The organism is Bacillus sp. DHT2 (genome assembly GCF_026241455.1).
Classification (GTDB): Bacteria; Bacillota; Bacilli; order Bacillales; family Bacillaceae_G; genus Bacillus_A; species Bacillus_A pseudomycoides.
Window position 1 is genome coordinate 313994 of sequence record NZ_JAPHWH010000001.1, and the last position, 22521, is coordinate 336514.

The 22521-nt window shown below is 35.3% G+C and carries 23 protein-coding genes and 2 riboswitches; of the genes, 20 read left to right on the forward strand and 3 right to left on the reverse strand.

The window, feature by feature from the left end; genetic code table 11:
- Window positions 1–47 precede the first annotated feature (47 nt).
- A riboswitch (SAM riboswitch) is annotated at window positions 48–152 on the forward strand.
- Window positions 153–243: 91 nt separating this feature from the next.
- Window positions 244–1446, forward strand: coding sequence for a M20 family metallopeptidase (locus tag ORL93_RS01810; RefSeq protein ID WP_265958522.1), 1203 nt, complete (start codon window positions 244–246; stop codon window positions 1444–1446).
- A 594-nt stretch (window positions 1447–2040) separates the two neighbouring features.
- Here ORL93_RS01810 and ORL93_RS01815 read toward each other — a convergent pair.
- Window positions 2041–2463: an e9imm peptide gene (locus ORL93_RS01815; RefSeq protein ID WP_098161543.1), complete on the reverse strand. Its 423-nt coding sequence runs from the start codon at window positions 2461–2463 to the stop codon at window positions 2041–2043.
- A gap of 442 nt (window positions 2464–2905) precedes the next feature.
- Here ORL93_RS01815 and ORL93_RS01820 point away from each other — a divergent pair, with 442 nt between their 5' ends.
- The 8 genes from ORL93_RS01820 (at window position 2906) to ORL93_RS01855 (ending at window position 9106) form a co-directional block, all read left to right on the forward strand.
- Window positions 2906–3484: a GNAT family N-acetyltransferase gene (locus ORL93_RS01820; RefSeq protein ID WP_265958523.1), complete on the forward strand. Its 579-nt coding sequence runs from the start codon at window positions 2906–2908 to the stop codon at window positions 3482–3484.
- A gap of 9 nt (window positions 3485–3493) precedes the next feature.
- Window positions 3494–3991 (forward strand): GNAT family N-acetyltransferase, encoded by a 498-nt coding sequence (locus ORL93_RS01825; protein WP_006095460.1) that lies wholly within the window; start codon window positions 3494–3496, stop codon window positions 3989–3991.
- A 329-nt stretch (window positions 3992–4320) separates the two neighbouring features.
- Window positions 4321–4950: a YdcF family protein gene (locus ORL93_RS01830; protein WP_018766823.1), complete on the forward strand. Its 630-nt coding sequence runs from the start codon at window positions 4321–4323 to the stop codon at window positions 4948–4950.
- A 171-nt stretch (window positions 4951–5121) separates the two neighbouring features.
- Window positions 5122–5211: riboswitch (SAM riboswitch) on the forward strand.
- Between the two features lie 59 nt (window positions 5212–5270).
- On the forward strand, window positions 5271–6089 hold the full coding sequence (locus ORL93_RS01835; protein WP_098161544.1) for a MetQ/NlpA family ABC transporter substrate-binding protein: 819 nt from the start codon (window positions 5271–5273) through the stop codon (window positions 6087–6089).
- Window positions 6090–6102: 13 nt separating this feature from the next.
- Window positions 6103–7263, forward strand: a complete 1161-nt coding sequence (locus tag ORL93_RS01840; RefSeq protein WP_097794538.1) for an acyl-CoA dehydrogenase family protein — start codon at window positions 6103–6105, stop codon at window positions 7261–7263.
- 6 nt (window positions 7264–7269) lie between these two features.
- Entirely contained in the window at window positions 7270–8031 is a 762-nt protein-coding gene (locus tag ORL93_RS01845; protein ID WP_265958524.1) for a methionine ABC transporter ATP-binding protein, read from the forward strand.
- On the forward strand, window positions 8021–8683 hold the full coding sequence (locus tag ORL93_RS01850) for a methionine ABC transporter permease (protein ID WP_018783129.1): 663 nt from the start codon (window positions 8021–8023) through the stop codon (window positions 8681–8683). Before ORL93_RS01845 ends, ORL93_RS01850 begins: the two co-directional genes overlap by 11 nt.
- Before the next feature lie 201 nt (window positions 8684–8884).
- Window positions 8885–9106 carry a YdbC family protein gene (locus tag ORL93_RS01855; RefSeq protein WP_003198493.1) on the forward strand — a complete coding sequence of 74 codons (222 nt, stop codon included), beginning with the start codon at window positions 8885–8887 and terminating at the stop codon, window positions 9104–9106.
- Window positions 9107–9689: 583 nt separating this feature from the next.
- Here the strand turns inward: ORL93_RS01855 and ORL93_RS01860 are convergent.
- Window positions 9690–10838, reverse strand: coding sequence for an SH3 domain-containing protein (locus tag ORL93_RS01860; protein ID WP_265958525.1), 1149 nt, complete (start codon window positions 10836–10838; stop codon window positions 9690–9692).
- A 376-nt stretch (window positions 10839–11214) separates the two neighbouring features.
- On the opposite strand from ORL93_RS01860, the gene ORL93_RS01865 reads away from it, so the two are divergent.
- The 11 genes from ORL93_RS01865 (at window position 11215) to ORL93_RS01915 (ending at window position 21389) form a co-directional block, all read left to right on the forward strand.
- Window positions 11215–11898, forward strand: a complete 684-nt coding sequence (locus ORL93_RS01865) for a copper homeostasis protein CutC (protein ID WP_098161546.1) — start codon at window positions 11215–11217, stop codon at window positions 11896–11898.
- A gap of 21 nt (window positions 11899–11919) precedes the next feature.
- Window positions 11920–12474 (forward strand): signal peptidase I, encoded by a 555-nt coding sequence (gene lepB / locus ORL93_RS01870; RefSeq protein WP_003207624.1) that lies wholly within the window; start codon window positions 11920–11922, stop codon window positions 12472–12474.
- A gap of 171 nt (window positions 12475–12645) precedes the next feature.
- Entirely contained in the window at window positions 12646–13413 is a 768-nt protein-coding gene (locus tag ORL93_RS01875) for an IclR family transcriptional regulator (RefSeq protein WP_097794544.1), read from the forward strand.
- Window positions 13413–14120 (forward strand): 5-oxoprolinase subunit PxpB, encoded by a 708-nt coding sequence (pxpB, locus tag ORL93_RS01880; RefSeq protein ID WP_097794545.1) that lies wholly within the window; start codon window positions 13413–13415, stop codon window positions 14118–14120. The genes ORL93_RS01875 and pxpB overlap by 1 nt, the downstream gene beginning before the upstream one ends.
- Window positions 14117–15106: a 5-oxoprolinase subunit C family protein gene (locus tag ORL93_RS01885; protein ID WP_265958527.1), complete on the forward strand. Its 990-nt coding sequence runs from the start codon at window positions 14117–14119 to the stop codon at window positions 15104–15106. The genes pxpB and ORL93_RS01885 overlap by 4 nt, the downstream gene beginning before the upstream one ends.
- Before the next feature lie 20 nt (window positions 15107–15126).
- Window positions 15127–15885 (forward strand): 5-oxoprolinase subunit PxpA, encoded by a 759-nt coding sequence (pxpA, locus tag ORL93_RS01890; RefSeq protein WP_098161549.1) that lies wholly within the window; start codon window positions 15127–15129, stop codon window positions 15883–15885.
- A gap of 20 nt (window positions 15886–15905) precedes the next feature.
- Entirely contained in the window at window positions 15906–16601 is a 696-nt protein-coding gene (locus tag ORL93_RS01895; protein ID WP_098161550.1) for a DUF969 domain-containing protein, read from the forward strand.
- Between the two features lies 1 nt (window position 16602).
- Window positions 16603–17565: a DUF979 domain-containing protein gene (locus ORL93_RS01900; RefSeq protein ID WP_003198510.1), complete on the forward strand. Its 963-nt coding sequence runs from the start codon at window positions 16603–16605 to the stop codon at window positions 17563–17565.
- A gap of 15 nt (window positions 17566–17580) precedes the next feature.
- Window positions 17581–18228, forward strand: a complete 648-nt coding sequence (gene pcp, locus ORL93_RS01905) for a pyroglutamyl-peptidase I (protein WP_098161551.1) — start codon at window positions 17581–17583, stop codon at window positions 18226–18228.
- A gap of 69 nt (window positions 18229–18297) precedes the next feature.
- Complete coding sequence (locus tag ORL93_RS01910) at window positions 18298–19014, forward strand: NAD-dependent protein deacylase (RefSeq protein ID WP_265958528.1); 717 nt, start codon at window positions 18298–18300, stop codon at window positions 19012–19014.
- 212 nt (window positions 19015–19226) lie between these two features.
- Window positions 19227–21389, forward strand: a complete 2163-nt coding sequence (locus ORL93_RS01915) for a peptidoglycan D,D-transpeptidase FtsI family protein (RefSeq protein WP_018766833.1) — start codon at window positions 19227–19229, stop codon at window positions 21387–21389.
- 260 nt (window positions 21390–21649) lie between these two features.
- Here the strand turns inward: ORL93_RS01915 and ORL93_RS01920 are convergent, their stop codons facing one another.
- Complete coding sequence (locus ORL93_RS01920) at window positions 21650–22414, reverse strand: class I SAM-dependent methyltransferase (RefSeq protein WP_018783120.1); 765 nt, start codon at window positions 22412–22414, stop codon at window positions 21650–21652.
- Window positions 22415–22521 lie beyond the last annotated feature (107 nt).

Here is a 22521-nt window from a genome sequence, read left to right on the forward strand (position 1 = left end):
CTAGAATGAAAATAATTTAATATAATTTTATGAAAATAAAAACGATTTTCTTATCACGAGAGGTGGAGGGACTGGCCCTATGAAACCTCGGCAGCGGATTCAATATGAATACTGTGCCAATTCCAGCAAGTGAAAGACTTGAAAGATAAGAAAGAAGGCCATTTTTGAATCTGTATGTTCAAGCCTCTTTCTATCTTTTAGAAAGAGGCTTTTTTATGTGCAAATTTAAAGGAGGAATGGGAAATGGGAACAACACAAGTAACGTCACACCGAAATAGTATTACGGAAAGTATAGAAAGAAATAGAGAAAAATACTTAAAAACAAGTCATGATATACATGCGAATCCTGAAATTGGTAATCAAGAATTCTTTGCATCTAGAGCGTTAAGTTTACTTTTAGGAAGTGCAGGATTTCAGCTTCAGCACAATATCGCAGGACATGAAACAGGATTTATTGCACGGAAAAGTTCAGGGAAACAAGGGCCGACAATTGCCTTTTTAGCAGAGTATGACGCTTTGCCTGGATTAGGCCATGCGTGTGGTCATAATTTAATTGGTACAATTAGCGTTGCAGCAGCCATTGCATTATCGGAAACAATTGAAGAAATCGGCGGTGAAATCGTTGTATTCGGAACACCAGCAGAAGAAGGTGGGCCGAATGGAAGTGCAAAAGCAAGTTATGTGAAGGCAGGTTTGTTTAACAATATTGATGCAGCACTTATGATTCACCCTAGTGGAAAAACAGCAACAACAAGTCCGTCACTCGCAGTTGATCCACTTGATTTTCATTTTTATGGAAAGTCGGCACATGCGGCTGCTTCACCTGAAGAAGGAATTAATGCATTAGACGCGGTGATTCAGCTTTACAATGGGATTAACGCACTTCGTCAGCAGCTTCCATCAGATGTGAAAATTCATGGTGTCATTACTGAGGGTGGTAAGGCACCGAATATTATTCCGGATTACGCATCAGCCCGTTTCTTTATTCGAGCAGCAACACGTAAAAGATGTGTTGAAATAACTGAAAAGGTACGAAATATTGCGCAAGGTGCAGCGCTAGCAACAGGAACAACAGTAAAAATCAATCAATTTCAAAATGAAATTGATGAATTATTAGTGACGAAGACATTTAATGAGGTGGTTGCTGAGGAATTAGAAAACCTTGGTGAAGATGTAAATCGTAAAGAGAGACTTGGAATCGGTTCAACAGATGCAGGAAATGTGAGTCAAGTCGTACCAACGGTTCATCCTTATATTAAAATTGGGCCGGATAATTTAGTTGTACATACGAATGAATTTAGAGAAGCAGCTCGTTCGGAACTTGGCGATAAAGCATTAGTTACATCCGCAAAAGCATTAGCGTATGTAGCATATCGATTAATTACAGAAGAAGGAACGCTTGATCAAATTAAGGAGGAGTTTAGAGGGGCGCAGCGAAATCAGTAATGTGATTAGTATTGGAGAAGTAGTTTTCTAGAATTCTATTTAGATAAAAAAGGTTTGGAGAAATCTCTAAGCCTTTTTTAGTTATAAATTGAAATAAATAATGGGAGAAGGATAATATGGATTCTTTGTTATTTGGACTACTGTGAGGAATTATATTTAGTATCATCATGATCGGACTTCAAATTAAATGGAAATTACAATCTATTGAAAGGTTGTTAGAAAAAAATTTAGAGCACAAAAATAATAATTCGGAGGAAATGGATTAAATATATTCTCTATATTTTACTTTGAGAGATGAAAAAGGCTCATTTATGTTATAATAACGAGTTCAGTTTTGAAGTGCAAAATTATATTTAGAAGATAAATTCACAATAAAATTAGAAACCGAATTGACCTGCAAAATCACATTATAATTAGTATATGAAAACGCCCAGAGTTAAAAAAACTCTGAGCGTCTTTTATTGTCTTATTCAATTAGAGTACCCTTTAGCTTAATTAAAATTAAAGACCAAACTCAAACAAAGTTCTAAACATATTGATTTTACACAATTCATTCTTAAAAAAGAGCGTTAACTATACTTGGAGCAACACACTTTATAATTGTAATGGTTTATAAGCCAATGCTTTGTCTATAATTTCTCTGGCGGTTAATTCTTCATCGCTCCAGAAAATATAATCACTTATTTTAGGGTCAACAACAGACGATTCAACCATGTCCAACCAAATTGTCAGCTCCCATTCTTCTCCTTCCCCATCCATAAGTTTTTGAACCAAGGTAATTAACTCGTCTTTACTTAACTCACCTAACTTTATAGTTTTATGGTTAATAGCTCTTTTTACAATGTATTCTGCACCGTAGTCAGCAAAAAATAATTCTTTTGCATATGGATAGGGAACACTATTTTCAAATACAGTAAGTTTATGTTCAAAATCTTTCCCCAAATCTTGTAGCTCTTGAATTTCTAAAACTAATTTTAATAGTTTCTTTTCGTCCAATTCCTCACTCCCTTTGTTCAAGATAACTGCCTCATTAATCTAAGTACATTTCTTCACATTTTCTATATTCATTTTAACATAAAATTACAATTACCCTTTTGATTTATCAAAATTAACATAGCAAATAGCATTATAATTAACATAGTATTTAACGCGTTGACAATAGCTATTGTCAACATGTTATTTGGGGTGTTATTCCTTATGCTAATTTATATGTTAAAAACAGATAAACGTTGATATAACAAGGAATAAGAACAGACCAAATCAGATGTGATTTGGTCTGTTAATTAGTATGCTATTTCGTGTTTTGTACTCGAAAACCGAACCCGTTAATGTTATAAAAGTGAGTCTTTTTTTCTGTATTATTGGATTTTAAGTGATAGAAAATAAATTTTAAATATTTTGATAGATGGTGCATTTTTAATTATAATACAGCTAGATATATAGAAAAGGGGAATTGTTCATGCAAATAACAAATGAACGAGCAATGTTACGATTAATAGATACAAATGATGTAGAAAAATTATTTTCAATTGTGGAAGGAAATAAAGAAATCTGGACGTATTTAATAGCTAAAATGGATAGCTATCAAGATATGGAGCGATATGTTGAAACGGCAGTAAAACGATATGAAAAGGGAACGGATTTACCATTTGTTGTGATAGATCAAAAAACGAATGAAGTTGTCGGCAGTACACGTTTGTACAATATATCAACAGAAAGCAAGACTGTTGAACTTGGTCAAACGTGGTATCATCTGAGTGTACAGAGAACGAGTATAAATACGGAATGTAAGTATATGTTATTGCAATATGCGTTTGAAGAATTACAAATGCTGCGCGTGCAAATAAAAACAGACTTGCGAAATGAAAAAGCACAACGAGCAATTGAACGGCTAGGTGCAGTAAAAGAAGGGATATTACGAAATGAGAGAAGGTTACCAAGCGGTTATATAAGGGATGCGGTAGTATATAGCATCATTGCAAGCGAGTGGCCAATCGTGAAAGATCGATTACTGCACAAAATGGACCTGTATAAATAGGAGGCAAACATGACAAATATTGAAACAAAAAGACTAAAGATGATTCCTTTTACATTAGAACTTGTTGAGGCAACGATAAAAGGCAGAGAAGAGCTGCAAGAAATCATACCATATAAAATATCTTTAGAATGGCCAATGCCTGATTATAAAGATATTTTACCATGGGTTGCTGAAGGCTTACGGAAAAATCCGGAACAAAGTAAGTGGAGTGGACTGATTGTTCATAAGGAAGATAATGTTATTATTGGTGATATGGGTTGTAAAGGTGCGCCCGATCCAACTGGTACAGTAGAGATCGGATATAGTATTGTACCAGAATATCAAGGGAAGGGTTATGCGACTGAAATGGCAAAAGCTTTCGTTGAATGGTTAGAACGGAATGAAGAAGTGCAAACGATTCAAGCAGATTGTTTAACGAGTAATGCCGCTTCAAGTAGAGTGTTAGAAAAAGCCGGTTTTACATGTGTGCTTGAGGAACAACATATGAAATATTGGATTGTAAAGTGAAGTGGAAGAGGTATACGTCCCTAAGAGGGAAAAAATATACCTCTTTTTCTTACAAAATGATTACTTCTTTTATATACTTTTGTTTCATCATTCCCTTCTGTGAAAAAATTCGTTACAATGGAGTTGTATGAGAAATTTTGTACACTAATTAAATTCATAAAATATGCACCACAAAAAATAGTAAATTAAAAATCCTCTATTTGAATGAAAACCCTTTATAGCACGAATCAATTGTTGAGAAAAGTGCCTTCTTTCAAATGAACTCAAATATAATGATTTAAAATAGATTATTTTTTAGAAGTATGGATAATGCACGGGGGCCAGTACAAATGAAACAAAATAAGAAAAGTAAAAAAAGAAGAGTCTTGCAAGTGTTCTTGCTCATGGTTAGTTCTATCATTCTATTTGTAAGTTATGCAGCTTACGATATTTGGAGTTATCGCTTTAAAACGGATGAGGTGGATACAGATGCTGCTATTGTACTAGGAGCAGCTTCTTGGAACGGAAAACCATCTCCTGTATTTCGTGAAAGAATCAATCATGCGATTTCTTTGTATAAGAATGGAAGTATTAAAAAAATTATTTTTACAGGTGGTACTAAATTTGAAGCAGAGCAGGAAGAAGCACGTACTGCGAAAGCGTATGCATTAAAGCATAACGTAAAGGATGAAGATATATTAATTGAAACACAGTCGCGTTTTACAGAAGATAATTTAAAGAATGCGAAACAGGTTGGAATTGATAATGGCTTACATACGTATACGATTGTAAGTGATCCTCTTCATATGAAGCGAGCGATGAGAATAGCGAAGCATATTGGGATAGATGCATATGCATCACCAACGCCAACATCAGCATATAAAACATTAGATACGGAAATTCCATTTTTCTTTAAAGAATTATGTTCTTATATTGGATATGTTGCATCGTTACCTTTGCGTATATTGAAAGGTGATTAAAAAATAAAGAAAAGGATAGACAAAGGTAGAGTGGTTCTACGGAGTATATCCTTTTTTTATGCAAATATGCTTTGGATTTTCTATAACTTTACAAATTATAGAAAAAACTTTCAATAAAAACCTTGTATTTTCATCGGAATAGTGACACAATAGAATGCATAATCAAATATAATCTTATCGAGAGAAGTGGAGGGAACGGCCCAATGAAGCTTCAGCAACCTATCTGTAATAAAAAAGGTGCTAATTCCGAGTAGATAAGAAGGAAAAGAGATGACAACCTTCTTAATATGTAAGGTTGTTTTTTAGTAGGAGGAGAAGGGATGAAACGTTTATTTTTTGCACTTGTAAGTATTGTATGTAGTTTATTTATCATTACGGGTTGCACGCAGACATCAGGGGGCGATCAAAAAGAAATTCGTTTAGGTTTTACACCTGGTCCGTACAGTGATCAAGTGAAAAAAGCGGTACAACCGTACTTAGAGAAAAAGGGATACAAAATTAAAATTGTTGAGTTTAATTCACCAAACGAAACAAATCCAGCATTAACGAATAAGGATATTGATGCAAATATATTTCAAAGTACTGCTTTTATGAAGTCTTACGCAAAAGAAAATAATGCGAAAATTTCAAGTATTATTCAAGTTCCATCAGCACCTCAAGGTGTATACTCTGAAAAACATAAATCATTAGATGATTTGAAAGATGGAATGAAGATTGGGGTACCAAATGATCCAGTTAATTTAGAACGGGCATTACGTATTTTAGAAGGGATTGGCTGGGTGAAATTAAAAGGAAATGTAAATATTTTAACAATTTCCGAAAAAGATATAACGTTTAAAAAGAAAGATTTCAAATTAGTACCACTTGAATCACCACAAATCCCAAGGGCAATGAAAGATTTAGATTACGGCATTATTAACGGAAATCTTGTCATTTCATCTGGACATAAGTTAAAAGAGGCACTGGAATTAGAAAAAACACCTTCACAACATAGAATTATTGTTACGGTTCGTGATGAAGATAAAGAAAAACAATTTGCGAAAGATTTAATTGAAGCATACCATTCACCAGAGTTCAAAAAGATGATTCAGTCTGAAGAACAATTTGAAGGGTTTGTGCTTCCTGACTACTTAAAGTAAAGGAGATCTTGACATGACATTATCATTTATAGAAACAGAAGAACAAGTTCTCGTATTGGAGAAGATAACAGAATTCATTCCGCAATTTGCAGGAAGGGAACATCAACTGAGCGAACTAGGCTCTTTTCCTTTTGAAAATATTAAAGACTTACAAAGTATTGGTTATACAAAGTTAACTCTTCCGAAGGATTTTGGTGGGAAGGCAATTTCATTATATGATTTTGTTTTATTTCAAGAGAAGATTGCAGAGGGAGATGGAGCAACAGCTTTGTCTATTGGATGGCATCTTGGAATTGTGAAGGAACTTGCGGAAAATCGCTCATGGAAACCTGAGATGTTTTCTTGGTTTTGTGAAGAAGTAAAAAAAGGCGCCCTTTTTAACAGGGCGGCAACTGAACCGAAGACAGGGAGTCCTACTCGGGGAGGAAAACCAGAAACATTAGCTGTACAAAAAGGCGATAAGTGGATTATAAACGGAAGAAAAACGTTCACAACGATGGCGCCAGTACTTGATTATTTCATCATATCTGCAAGCATTGAAGGGCGAGATGAGATAGGAGAATTTGTGATTCCAAGACACGAAAAGGGTGTGTTGATTGAAGAGACATGGGATAGTGTTGCGATGCGTGGAACGGCTAGCCATGATCTTGTATTACAGAATGTTGAAATCCCGCATAAATTTTTTACAGATGTAAAAGGTTCACAGGCGAAACCGAAAGGAATTGGATGGTTACTTCATATACCAGCATGTTATTTAGGGATTGCGCAGGCTGCAAGAAATTATGCGATTGATTTTGCGAAAGCATATCAACCGAATAGTTTAAATCACCCAATTAGTTTGCTTCCAAACGTTAGAAGATTAGTAGGCGAATTAGAGCTGGAACTCTTGCAAGCTCGTACTTTTTTATACCAAGTTGCGAAAAAATATGATGAGGTGGAAAATAAACAATCTTTACAAGCGGAATTAGCAGCAGCGAAATATATTGCGACGAATGCGGCGATTTCAATTGTTGATAAGGCAATGAGAATTGTAGGGGCAAAAAGCTTATCTGAAAAGAATCCACTGCACCGCTATTATTTAAATGTTCGCGCGGGTTTACACAATCCACCGATGGATGATGTAACACTCTCATTACTAGCAGATGATGCGTTTAAATCAATTGAAAAGGAGTGAGTGAAAATGATAACGTTACGCGATATCAATAAAACGTTTCAGACGAAAGAAGGTTTATTTCACGGTGTAAAATCAGTCTCTTTGCAAATTGAGGAACATGATATATATGGAATTGCTGGATTAAGTGGTGCTGGAAAGTCTACATTATTACGTACAATGAATTTATTGGAAAAACCAGTTTCAGGTGCAGTTATTGTAAATGGAAAAGATTTAACAAAGTTATCCAAGAAAGATTTACGAACAGCAAGACAGTCAATTGGTATGATTTTTCAGCATTTTCATCTTCTTCATAATAAAAACGTATCGGATAATATTGCTTTACCATTAGAATTGAAATCAGTTTCAAAAGAAGAGAGAGAAAAACGTGTAAGAGAGTGTTTGGAGATTGTTGGCTTAAGTGATAAAGCGCATCATTTTCCTTCTCAACTAAGTGGTGGACAAAAACAGCGTGTTGCGATTGCTCGTGCATTAGCAAATGATCCCAAGGTATTGCTTTGTGATGAACCGACATCGGCACTCGATCCGAAAACGACACGATCTATTTTGCAATTTTTACAAAAGATAAATAAAGAGTTAGGAGTTACAATCGTAATTGTAACGCATGAAATGAATGTAATTAAACAAATTTGTAATAAAGTAGCGGTGATGGAAGAAGGAGAAGTTGTTGAATCTTTCCACTTACGTGACCAACATCTAAAACCAACAACAGAAATTGCAAAACTTCTATTAGGTGTAGAACAAGAGAGGGGCATTGCACATGTTCAATAATGTTATCCCACTGCTTCCAGAGATTTGGACATCACTTTTACAAACATTATTAATGGTTGGACTTTCAGTTGGAGCAGCAATTATTTTAGGTGTTCCTTTAGGTGTAATTTTATATTTTACAAGTAAAGGACAAATTTTGGAACAAAATATTGTCCATCGTATTTTAAACGGCATTGTAAATATTATTCGCTCATTTCCATTTATCATTTTACTAGTGGCTCTTGTGCCACTTACAAGAATATTATTAGGAACTACAATTGGTCCAATCGCTGCAACGATTCCATTATCAGTAGCAGCCATTCCCTATTTTGCGAGACTCGTAGAGCAAGCATTACGCGAGGTTCCAAAAGGTGTAATTGAAGCTGCTGAGGCAATGGGAGCGACGCCACTGCAAATTGTGTGGAAAGTATTGCTCGTTGAAGCGCGTTCAGGCCTTGTATTAAGCTTAACAGTTTTAACAGTAAGTTTTATTTCCTACTCAGCCATGGCAGGTGTTGTTGGCGGAGGCGGTGTCGGCGATTTAGCAATTCGTTTTGGATATTATCGTTTTCAAACAGACGTTATGATTGTTACAGTACTTATGCTTGTTATTCTCGTTCAATCTGTTCAATTCATTGGGAATAGGATTGCTGCAAAAATTGATAAACGGTAAGTATGAAAAAAGGCTTCGGTATACACCGAGCCTTTTTATAGTGAAAGATGAATTGCTGAGGGTATTCTGCTAAGTTCAAAAAATCAGTGTAGTTCATAATGAATCAGAGGTAGATGTGTGGGAAATTAGCCCTATCGATATAGATATGAGAGAATGTAGGAGATCTAAATAGGGAATATATACTTTAAAGGGGGAATAACAGTGGCGGAAATTAAATTTGATATTAAAGAAATTTTTGGAACTTTATCACAATCACCTAAAGGCTGGAATAAAGAGCTCAATTTAATCAGTTGGAACGGAAAAGAGCCAAAATATGATCTGCGTGATTGGGCACCAGAGCATGACAAAATGGGAAAAGGTGTTACATTGACGGTTGAAGAGTTAAAGGCATTAAAAGATATTTTAAATCGTATGGAGTTATAAAGTAAAACTTTAATCAGTGGGGGCTATCCCCACTGATTATCAGCCCTCACCAATCGGAATTTTACGGACAGTTCATCTCCCGCCTAACTTCTTTGCTTTTACTGAATTTTGAGGCGGGAGTGTTACTGTCCGTTAATGCGGGATAAAAACGAAATGATTTGTGCAGAGAAAACCACTTTTGAATCATTATTTCAAAAGTGGCTTTTTGTATGGACGTATATGTCGGAAAAGACTATATAATCTTTACCTCTTTATCTTCTTTCTTGTGATGTTCAGGTACATAGATATATTGGGATACGATAAGGAGAACGCTTATAAAAAATATAGGGAACATACTTGATATAAATAGACCATCAATCTTTAAATTAGTGATTAGACAAACGATAATAATGAGTGATGTAAATAGATGAGAAATGTGTTTTCTTAATCGTATTTTATATACCTCTCGCAATATTTCACAGCATACAAATAGGATGAGCATACTTAAAAAAATTACATTTGTATCATAAATAATGAAACAACAGATTAGGCCGAAAAAAGCTAGGTATTCAATGAGTAATGGAATATTACGTAGCATAAGATGTTACCGTACTAAGTAAGGAAGTGGATCAACGGCATTTGTTTTTTCAAAATTCCATTCCCCATTATGTAATTCGAAATGAAGATGTTGCCCAGTTGAATGTCCAGTATTCCCCATCTGCCCCAACACTTGTCCAGTTTGAACGCGATCTCCAGCTTGTACAGATCGGTTTTTCATATGTGCATAAACAGTTGTATATAATTTTCCTTTTATGTAATGAGTGACGAATACGACGTTTCCGTAGCTGCTAGAATAGTAGGATTTGATAACTTTTCCAGCAGCTGCAGCACGAATAGGCTTATCTCCAGCTGCCGTAAAATCGACACCATAATGCATTTGCCCCCATCTGACTTCGAAGTTTGAGCTAACTTGTCCTTGTGTTGGAAATTTAAAAACAGCAGGTATTGAAGGTGACGCAGACTGTTCTTGTTGTTTATTTTGTAATACATATTGCTTTGTAACATATCCATATCCAGAGCCGAAACGAATTTTATACCATGTACCTACTGTGCCTACTACTTGTATTTGTGTCCCATTTTGCAAAGAACCAATAACAGCAGTATTTGTTCCTGCACCATTTCTTACCCTTAGTTTAGGGGTTGCAACATAATAAGAATTATTTTGTATAGTGATTCCTTTAACGAATGGTTGTGAGTTATGTGATACAAATTCTTTTTTCACATATCCTATTTTTCCGTTGTAAGAGATGAGATACCAGTCATTAAGTGTTTCTTGAACGGAGATAAATGTCCCATTTGGTAATACGTCAAAGATGGATGATTGTATACTTGGTTCTGAACGAAGGTTTAAGGCGCTTGCATTTACGATATGTTGGTTACGCTGTTGATTTAATTTCGCCAAAGATAAATTAGATTTTTGTATGTAACCAATTTTGTTTTGAGCGTTTACTTTATACCAGTCACGTGTAGTTTCGAGAATGGTAACAGGTGTATTGTATGAAATACTGCCAAGGGAATCACCATTTGTTGTATTTTCTTGATATAGTTGGACTTTATCAAGTTTTACATGTCCGATTTTTACGTTGTTTTTTGGTTGTACAGCAGCTGTTTTCATATCCGCTTCAGTAATTGATGGGAGAAGAGAAGTAACCGCGACAGTTGCTGCTGTCAATGTTGTAACTTTCATATTCATCGTATAATGAGCCCCCTTGTATAATTTGTGGTAAAATTTAGAATTATATTACAAGAATAACAGAAATATAAAGAATATGGAAATAAATGAAAGAGATTTTTGTTTTTCTCAACATAAGATTTATTCGTACGATAATATTTGATGGTTTAAATGAGGCGTGGAAATTATCCGATATTTTCTAGGAAGATTAACTGTTTTATAGAATTCACAGACTTCATGTGATAAACGTAACAATTTTGAGAAAATAATGAATCTGTTAAGGAGTTTCGAAATCTTTCTTTTCAATGCCTTTTTTTATGTTTTATATGAGAAACCTAGGTTTCTTATTTATGCTGCGGTATAATAATGTGGAAAAAGTACGAAAAGAGGTAGTTTCATGCTCGAAGTCATTGCAACTTGTTTAGAAGATGTGAAGCAAATTGAAAAAGCTGGTGGAAATCGAATTGAGTTAATTTCAGCATATACAGAAGGTGGATTAACGCCAAGTTATGCTTTTATAAAAAAAGCGGTGAAAGTAGCAAGCATACCTATCCATGTTATGATTCGTCCCCATGCTAAGTCATTTATATATACAACAGAAGAAATCGAAATGATGAAAGAAGATGTTTTAATTGCACAAGAACTTGGTGCAGCAGGTGTTGTTTTAGGTGTATTAAATGAGCAGAATCAAGTTGATGAAAAAAAATTAGCTAATTTATTATCTGTTGTAGATGGGATTAATATCACATTTCATCGTGCGATAGATGAAGTGGATGATCTTATTGGTGCAGTTAAAATATTACGTAATTTTGAAAAGATAACTCATATTTTAACTTCTGGTGGTCAAGGGACGATAGAGGAAAATATACCTGTACTTCATGAAATGCAAAGAGTAAGTAAAGGGGATATCCAGCTCATTGTTGGAAGTGGTGTGACAAAAGAAAATATAAAGCGAATATTGAACGAAACAGGAATTTCAGAAGCGCATGTTGGTACTGCAGTCCGAGAAGGTAAATCTTGTTTTGCTGAAGTAGATCAAAAATCTGTACAAGATCTAGTGGTATTAACAAAATCATTATAATACTAGAGAAGAGGGAAAAAGATGGAGAAAAGCAAGAAAAAAGAAATCGTTTCATGGGTTAAAACAATAGGGATTACACTAGGAATCGCTTTAATTGTACGTGGTATTTTATTTACTCCTTCACTCGTACAAGGTGAGTCTATGATGCCTACTTTAGAAAATAACGAGCGTGTACTTGTAAATAAAATTGGTTTTAATGTACAAGGATTAAATCGTTTTGATATTATCGTTTTTCATGGAAAAGAAGGATATGATTTAGTGAAGCGAGTAATTGGCTTACCAGGAGATACGATTGAATATAAAAACGACGTATTGTACGTGAATGGAAAAGCGGTTGATGAACCATATTTAGCAGATTATAAGGACGAGGTATCGAAAGGGAAATTGACTCCTGATTTTACATTAGAACAAAAAACTGGGAAAACAAAAGTTCCAGAAGGTCAAGTGTTTGTGTTAGGAGATAATCGTCAAGTTTCAAAAGATAGTCGCATGTTTGGTTTTGTTTCTGAAGATCAAATTGTCGGAAAAGGTGAAGCGGTATTTTGGCCGTTGCAACAAGTGAGAGCATTGCATTAAAGAGAGAGTTTACGTATACGCGTTAAAAAAGCATTGAATTTTACGTTCAATGCTTTTTTTATTTGAGAAAAATATTGTTTAAATAGAAAGAATATTTTATAATTTTAAATTATATGTTTGTTTCAAAAAACGGAATTATTGTTCCGAATTACGGAACTTAAGGGAGCTAAGATGAGTGTAAATAAAACGGCAGTAAAGACGATGGATATTTTAGAACTATTTTATGGACATGAAGAGCTAACGTTAACGGAAATGGTTCATCAGACGGGAATGCCTAAAACATCTGTATACCGTTTAATTGGTTCGCTTGAAGAAATGGGCTTTTTACAAAAGACAACAAGGGGAACATATAGGCTTGGATTAGTATTTTTAAGGTTCGGTCAACTCGTTTCGAGGCGATTGTCAGTACGAAATATTGCAAAGCCATATATGAAAAAGCTTAGAGACTCTCTTGGTCAAGCTGTCAATTTAATTATTCAAGATGCGAATGAGGCAATTTATATTGAAAAAATGGATGGAGATCAACCAGTAAGAGTATACACAGAGATAGGACGGCGAGCTCCTTTATATGCCGGAGCATGTCCGCGTATTTTACTTTCGTATTTTTCGGAAGACGATCAAATGCAGTATATAGAGAAAGTGCAATTACAACAATTTGCAGATGGAACGATAGTGGATAAAGAAGAGTTGCAAAGCCTATTATGTAAGGCTAAAAGAGAAGGATATACGATCAGTTATTCGGAACTTGAGAATCATACAGCTGCAATTGCAGCCCCTATTTTTGCAAGTGATGGTAGTGTAATAGCTGGTATTAGTATTTCGGGATTAGAAATAGAGTATAATGAATCGACAATTCCAAACTTTATTACAAAAGTAAAAGAAACAGCGCATCAAATTTCGAAAGAACTTGGCTGGATAGGTGAAAAGGAAGGTATATGATGAAATTTTCAGCACTAGGGGATCAAGCAGTTGTTGTTACGTTTGGAGAAAAAATTGATTTGGATATATATGAAAATGTGCAAAATTTACATCGACTATTAAAGGGAAATCCATTTCTTGGAATGGTTGAGTGTGTACCTTCTTTTACTTCTTTAACGGTTTACTATGATGTATATAAGTTATGGAGGAAAAATGAAAGAAAGGTAGCACCGTATGAGTTTGTATGTGAATACATGAATCGATTGTTTAGTCATAATCAAAATAAAACACAAAAACAATATGATTGTATTTCAATTCCAGTTTGTTATGGCGGGAAATATGGACCTGATTTAGAAGAGGTTGCGGCGTATCATGGGTTATGTGCAAATGAGGTGATTCGTCTTCATAGTGAAGTGACTTATTTTGTTTATATGTTAGGATTTACACCAGGCTTTCCGTATTTGGGTGGTATGCCCAAAGAGCTAGAAACACCTAGAAAACAAACACCACGTCTACAAATAACACCTGGTTCAGTTGGAATTGGTGGAAGTCAAACTGGAATATATCCATTAGAAACACCAGGCGGCTGGAATATTATTGGCCGAACACCGATTGCGTTGTTTCAGCCAAATGAAGAAAAGCCTACATATGTGCAGAGCGGAATGTATTTACGTTTTATCCCAATAACAGAGGAAGAGTACCTGGTTATGGAGGGAGCTAGGAAATGAATGTTGAGGTTTTACATGCTGGGATGTTTACAACTGTTCAAGATTTAGGAAGATATCGCTATCAACAATATGGCGTGCCTGTTGGCGGTGCTATGGATCAGGCAGCATTAAGAATGATAAATATGTTAGTTGGAAATGAAGAGAATGAAGCTGGATTAGAAATTACAATGATGGGACCAAAGCTTCTTATAAAGAAAACGACATTGCTAGCAATTGGTGGTGCGAATATGGAGCCTCTGTTAAACGGAGAACCCATTCCATTGTGGCGACCAGTTTTAGTGAAAGAAGGTAGCATGCTTTGCTTCGGGAAGACGCAGTTTGGGTGTAGGACATATGTGACATTTGCAGGTGGAATTGATGTTGCAAGTAGTATGGGAAGCAAAAGTACATATGTAAAAGCAGCTATAGGTGGACTAGAAGGACGAGCGCTTAAAAAGGGCGACCTTTTTCAAATTGGTACACCATCAAAATTTGCTACTTGTATGATAAAGAAATTGATGGATGAAGACAGAATAGAAACACGTTGGGGTATATGTAATCATGTTCTACCCAAATATAGTCGCAGCCCAATCATTCGTGTTATTCCAGGTTTTGAATGGGATCAATTTAAGAGTGAGAGTTTAGAGTCGTTTTTTACAAAGGAATATAAAGTTTCCAATTATGCTGACCGTATGGGCTATCGATTTGAAGGTGAAAAATTAAAAAGAATAGAACAATCTGAGATTCTATCGAGTGCAGTTACATTTGGAACAATTCAAGTGCCATCTGGTGGTCATCCAATCATCTTAATGGCAGATAGACAAACGACAGGTGGATATCCGTTAATTGGTAATGTCATATCAGTTGATTTACCTATTCTTGCGCAATTGAAACCAGGTGATTATGTCACGTTTGCAAAGACTTCTATAACAGAAGCGACGGAGCTTTACATCGAGCAAGAACAAAATATGAATCTATTAAAGAAGTTCATCGCTTTACAAGCGTAAAGCAGGAGGAGAGATAGCGTATGGTTACCGTTGACTTAAATTGTGATTTAGGAGAAGGCTTTGGTGCATATAAGATAGGAAACGATGATAAAATTCTTCCGTTTGTTTCATCAGTAAATATTGCATGCGGTTTTCATGCTGGTGATCCAACTGTCATGCGTCAAACTGTTGAAAAAGCGTTGTACCACAATGTGGAAATAGGAGCACATCCAGGGTTTCCGGACTTAATTGGATTTGGTAGAAGAATGATGTATATTTCGCCAGAAGAGGTCTATGATTATGTTTTATATCAAATAGGGGCATTAGATGGATTTATAAGAGCGGCAGGAGGAAGGATGCACCATGTAAAACCGCACGGTGCACTTTATAATATGGCAGCCACTGATCAAGAGATTGCGGATGCAATTGCAAAAGCAATTTATCATATAAATCCAGATTTATTTCTGTATGGATTAGCGAAAAGTAAATTTATACAAGCAGCTGAAAAATATGAACTGAAACTCGTGCAGGAAGCATTTGCCGATCGTACGTATCAATTAGATGGAACATTAACAAGCCGAACAGAAGAAAATGCACTCATAAAAAATGAAGATATAGCAATTGAACAAGTGTTGCAGATGGCTAAGGAAAGAAATGTAAAAGCAGTTGGTGGAAAGATTATCAATATCGATGTACAAACAATTTGCATACACGGTGATGGTGAGCATGCAGTTCAATTTGCAGAAAGAATATACAGAACATTTAGATTAAATGATATTTCTATTTGTGCACCAAAGTAGAATAAGGAGGAGATACATAGATGTTGAAACTAATTGGAATATTGCTTGTAGCTGTTGGATTTTTATTTCGCCTTAATACGTTATTGGTTGTAATGGTTGCAGGAATTGTTACTGGTATGGTTGCGGGGATGAGTTTTTATGATGTCATAAGTATGTTTGGAAAGTTTTTTATAGAAAACCGATATATGTCTATGCCAATATTATTAACTTTGCCTGTAATTGGAATTTTAGAACGATATGGACTGAAGGAACGTGCAGAAGCATTGATATTAAAATCTAAGGGAGCAACGACTGGTAGAGTATTAATGTCATATTTTACAATTCGTGAGGCTTCGGCAGCGGTAGGACTAAATATTGGGGGACATGCTCAAACAGTAAGGCCTCTTGTTGCACCGATGGCAGAAGGTGCAGCTCATGGACGTTATGGAAAACTACCAGAAAAATTAAAAGAAAAGATTAAAGCGAATGCAGCGGCAGCTGAAAATACGGCATGGTTTTTTGGTGAAGATATTTTTATCGCAACAGGAGCGATTCTATTAATGAAAGGATTCTTTGATTCTGTAGGAATGCATGTTGGTGTGTGGGATATGGCGCTTTGGGGAATTCCTACGGCAATCTCAGCTTTTATTGTAAGTTGGATTCGTTTTAAACAATTCGATAAGTATATTGAAAAAACGATGAAAAAAGAAGAAAGCCAACAAAAGGAGGCGATATAGGATGAATATTATTACACTTGATACAATCTATTATTTATTAGGTATTATTGTTGCCTTTGTCGCGATTCGTGTCGCTTTTGATCGCCAACATCCAAATCGCTTTGGTTCTAGTTTATTTTGGGCATTATTTTCTATTACATTTTTATTTGGAAATATGATTCCATCATTTTATATCGGTTGTATTGTATTAGCAATGGTCATTTTAGCATCATTGAATAAAGTAACGAAGTCCAATGAAAAAGAAGCACCTACTGAAGAACGAGTGAAACATGCAGAAAAACTGAGAAATAAAATTTTTATGCCCGCTATTTTAATTCCTATTTTTACGATTATTGGTACTTTAACTTTAGGAAAGCTAAAGTTTGGAAATGTATTTCTTGTTGATCCTGAGAAAGTCACATTAATTGCATTAGCTCTTGGGGCATTGCTTGCTTTTGTAGCAGCAATGGGAATCACAAAAGCAAAAATAACAGCGCCTGTACAAGAGGGAAGCAGATTATTACAAGCTGTCGGCTGGGCAGTTATTTTACCACAAATGTTAGCTGCGCTTGGCGGTATTTTTGCAAAGTCTGGTGTGGGTCAAGTTGTCTCAGATTTAGTAGGACAAGTATTGCCAACAGAGTATCCATTCGTTGCTGTTATGGCATATTGTTTAGGTATGATGTTGTTTACAGTTGTAATGGGGAATGCCTTTGCCGCATTTGCTGTTATTACAGGAGGAATTGGTTTACCGCTTATCGTTCAAATGCATGGTGGTAATCCAGCGATCATGGCCGCACTTGGAATGTTTGCAGGGTACTGCGGTACATTGATAACACCAATGGCTGCAAATTTTAATATTGTACCAGCGATGCTATTAGAATTAAAAGATAAAAATGCGGTAATTAAAGCCCAAGCACCAATTGCTATTACCATTTTTGTTATTAATATGTTCATCATGTATGGGCTCGTATATCGATTTTAGTAAGGAGTGGGAATGATGAAGACAGTATTGTTAACAGGATTCGAACCTTTTGGTGGAGAGGAGATTAATCCTGCCTGGGAAGTTGTAAAGCAGCTTGATGGACAAAGCTTTGGAGATTACAAGATTGTTAGTAAACAAGTTCCAACTGTGTTTCATAAATCATTACAAGCGTTAAAGTCTTATATGGAAGAAATAGAACCGGAGCTTGTTATATGTATCGGGCAAGCAGGAGGACGTCCAGATATTACAGTGGAACGAGTTGCAATAAATGTAGATGATGCAAGAATCACTGACAATGAAGGAAACCAACCGGTTGATGTATCTATTGTAGAAGGGGGGCCCGTTGCGTATTGGTCTACACTTCCTATAAAAGCTACTGTAAAAAAACTTCGTGAAGAAGGAATACCTGCTTCTGTTTCTCAAACTGCAGGTACATTTGTTTGTAATCATCTCTTTTATGGACTTATGGACATTTTAGCAAAAGGTGAAAACGGGGCTCGTGGTGGTTTTATACATATTCCATTTTTGCCAGAGCAAGCAAGTAAACATCCCGGACAACCGAGTATGTCGCTTTCAACTATTACAACTGGAATTGAATTATTGGTACGGGTCGCATTAGAAGTAGAAATGGATATTATAGAATGTGGCGGGACCACACACTAAACAAAAGTACAACACCTGCTATGGACAAATGTTATAATAAAGGAAGGATTATACATAGAGGTGAGAGCAATGCAGCAATATGAAGAAGTTCGTTCTGTTATAGAAAAAGCAAATAAGATAACGGTATTAACAGGTGCTGGTGCAAGTACAGAAAGTGACATTCCTGATTTTCGCTCAGCCAATGGTTTATATGCAGATGCTAAAGTTGAAATGTACTTATCTAGAGGATATTATAACCGTAATCCAAAAGAATTTTGGAAGCATTACAAAGAAATATTTCAAATTAATACTTTCCATCAATACAAACCAAACCGTGGGCATCAATTTTTAGCAAGTATAGAAGAGCAAGGAAAAGATATTGTGGTGTTAACACAAAATATTGATGGTCTGCACCAATTAGGAGGGAGTAAGCATGTGATAGATTTGCATGGTACACTCCAAACGGCTCATTGTCCAAAATGCAAAACGAAATATGATTTGCAATATATGATAGACCATGAGGTACCACGATGTGAAACATGTAATTTTATTTTAAATCCAGATGTTGTTTTATATGGTGATACATTACCACAATATCAAAATGCAATACAGCGTTTATATGAAACAGATGTATTACTTGTTATGGGAACCTCATTAAAAGTGCAGCCGGTTGCATCGTTCCCGCAAATTGCAAAAAGAGAAGTAGGGACAACGACTATTTTAGTGAATGAAGAGTTAACGGGTCAAGAGTATTATTTTGATTATATCTTTCAGCAAAAAATCGGGCAGTTTGTAGATCGATTTTAAATGATGTAGGAAAACCGAGATAAGAGGTATTTATCTCGGTTTTTTGGAGTTTAAATTTTCTTAATTTTCTTTAAAAATACTATAAATTATATTATCTATGTGCTTTAATATTATTAATAGAGGAGATTTTTATATCCGGATGAGAAAGTATGGTTTAATTTTTGTTATTTATAAGATAAAGATACTTTAGACCATAGAAAGAGGAGAGCATAATGAAAAAGAAAGAACAGAAAAAGAAAGAACAGAAAAAGAAACGGAAAAAGAAAACCCATATTCCTTTCCGATTAAATGTGTTGTTTTTCTTTGTATTTCTTATGTTTTCAACTGTTATTGTTCAATTAGGTAAGGTTCAAATTATTGATGGTGAGACTTATAAAAATGAGGTGGAAAAAAAGGGAGATTTAACGGTTAGTACTCCCGTTCCACGTGGGAAAATTTTTGATCGAGAAGGTCACTCGATTGTTGATAATAAACCATTACGGACAATTACATATACAAAAATGAAAGGTGTTAATTCAGAAGAGATTTTAAATACGGCAAGACAACTTGCGAAGATGATTGAAATGCCGCAGGAGGCTATAAATAAGTTAACCGAGGTAGATAAGAAAGATTTTTGGATGCAATTACATAAGAAACGTGCAGCAGAAAAGGTTACAAAGGAGGATGAAAATAAATTAAGAGCAAAAAAAATAGAGGGAAAAGAATTAGATAAAAAGGTGGAAGAAATTAGACGTGAGCGAATTACAGCGGAAGAGTTAAATGAACTTACCCCACAAGATATAGAAGTATTAGCTATTAAAAGTAAAATGAATGCAGGATATAATATGACTCCTAAAATAATAAAAAAAGATGTAAAACCAGAAGAATATGCAGTAATTAGTGAAAATTTAGCAAATCTTCCAGGTGTGGATACGACCGTAGATTGGGAACGTGAGTATCCATATGATAAAATACTTCGTTCAGTACTTGGAAACGTTTCAAGTGCTGATGAAGGACTACCGAAAGAGCAATTAGATTATTATTTAGTTCGTGATTATAACCGCAATGATCGGGTTGGAAAGAGTTATATTGAAAGGCAATACGAAGACGCCCTACATGGTATGAAAGCGCAATCGAAAAATATTACAGATAAAGAAGGGAAAATACTTCGTACTGAACAAATTACGAAAGGGAGAAGTGGCAATAATTTAATGCTAACAATTGATATGGAATTGCAAAAGAAAGTTGAGGAAAGCATTGAAAAAAACTTAATGGCGTTCAAAGCTGTAGAACCAATGTTGGATCGTGCCTTTGTGGTAATGATGAATCCTAAAAACGGACAACTTTTGTCAATTTCAGGAAAAAAACTAGTAAATAAAGATGGAAATATTCAAGTAGAGGATTATGCCCTTGGTACAATGACAAGTTCATATGAATTAGGTTCAACAGTCAAGGGAGCTACGCTACTAACAGGTTATCAAACGGGTGCGATCAAACCATTTACTCATTTTTACGATGCACCGATGACATTTAAAGGGACAACAAAAGCAAAGAAATCATGGAAAGATTTTGGTGATATTGATGATGTCAGAGCTTTACAAGTATCTTCTAACGTATATATGTTTAACACAGCTTTAAAGATTGCGGGGATTGATTACGTACCGAATAGTCCGTTAAATGTGAAACAAGAAGTTTTTAATAAAATGCGTTATCATTTTGGGCAATTTGGTTTAGGCGTTCCAACGGGGATTGATCTACCCAATGAGACTGCGGGGCAACGTGGAAGAAAAGATAATACACCAGGATTCTTACTTGATTATTCAATCGGTCAATATGATACGTATACACCGCTTCAGCTTGCGCAATATATTTCGACGATTGCGAATGGTGGTTATCGTATGAAACCACAAATTGTACAAGAAATTAGAGAGCAACCGAATAAAGCTGAGGATATAGGTAAGGTAGTTCAATCAATGGAACCGGTCATCTTAAATCGTGTAGACATGGACATATCCTATATTAATCAAGTGAAAGAAGGATTTAAGAAAGTGTTTCAAGAAGGCGATGGAACCGGTGTAGCACACTTTCAAAATCTACCGTATAAGCCTGCTGGAAAAACAGGAACAGCAGAAACAGTGTATGGTGGTGATAGTAATATAGGTAAGGATGAAAATGGAGATAGAAAAAAGTGTTATAATTTAACCTTAGCTGGTTACGCACCTTATGACTCTGATCCAGAAGTGGCATTTTCTGTTGTTGTACCATGGGTAAACGATGATAAATCAGGGATTAATTCTAAAATTGGAAGAGAAATTTTAGACGCATATTTTGATTTGAAAGTGAAAAGAGTGGGTGGAAATCCAGTGCCTATGGAACAGCCGAATAAACAGCAATAAAAGATTTTTACATTTACATAGAATAACAGGACAGTGAGGCATTTTAGGGGATGAAGGAAAGCCATGGAGCAGATTACTAGAAAAGAGTGGGACAAACTTATTTTGCTTGTATTCGTTATAATTGTTATAATTCAGTCTTTTACATTGTGTAAAGTAGAATTTGTGTATTATCCTTTTTCTAAAGCTAAGATTTTAGAATAACAATTCATCCGAAAAAGAGTCCTAAAAGGTAATGGAGCATACCTGTTAGGACTCTTTTATTATGATATTCTTATCGTTTTAATAAAAAAACGGTGTTGTTTCACATCAAAATACCCTTTTTGTAGGATAAGTTGATGTATTTTGTACAATTCATTTACATATGTTTCAGTTTTAAAATCAGGCACTTGCCAAGGAATTGCTTGTAAATAATAGACGAGAGCACTGATATCATAAAACCTTTGAACGGGAAACTCTTCTTTATATGTTAAAACTTTAAAACCATGTTGCTCGAGTTCACTTAGAGCAGTTTCTAAATTCCAATTTGTAAATTCAGAATTGAGTGGTGCCCCTAGTGCTTCATTGATTTCCGCACAATCTAAGCCACCTACTTGCTGCGTAAGAAAGATGCCATTTGGAGAAAGGATCCTTTTTACTTCGGAAACAGAGTAGGATTCGTGTTGATTTAAAATCAAATCGAATTGTCCATCATCAAATGGTAAAGTCTCATCATTGGTTACTTCTAGAACCTTTACACCTAAAGGTTCTAAATTCTTTTTTGCTAATGGGATATTTGGAGAATACCCTTCAGTCGCATAAATAGAAGGAGGGAATGGTCTTAGCATGGATAAGAATTCTCCACCACCTGTTCCCATATCAAGCATAGAATTCGTGTTTTGAATAAGGGAAAAGGCCATGCTACCGTAGGACCAAGAAAGTAATTGACTCTTCATACGATCAGTTTCTGTAATAAAAGAAAAATCCCATCCAGTAAAGCTTGCGTTTGCATTTTCTAATAAGGTGAAAAATAATTTATCATTCTTCATGTTAAATCCTCCTGTTTATTATATTCGAAATAGGGTGAAGATAATAAACAGGAGGAGGACCTCTAATTACAATATACGGTTGTTACGTTTCATGTTCTAGTATTTTC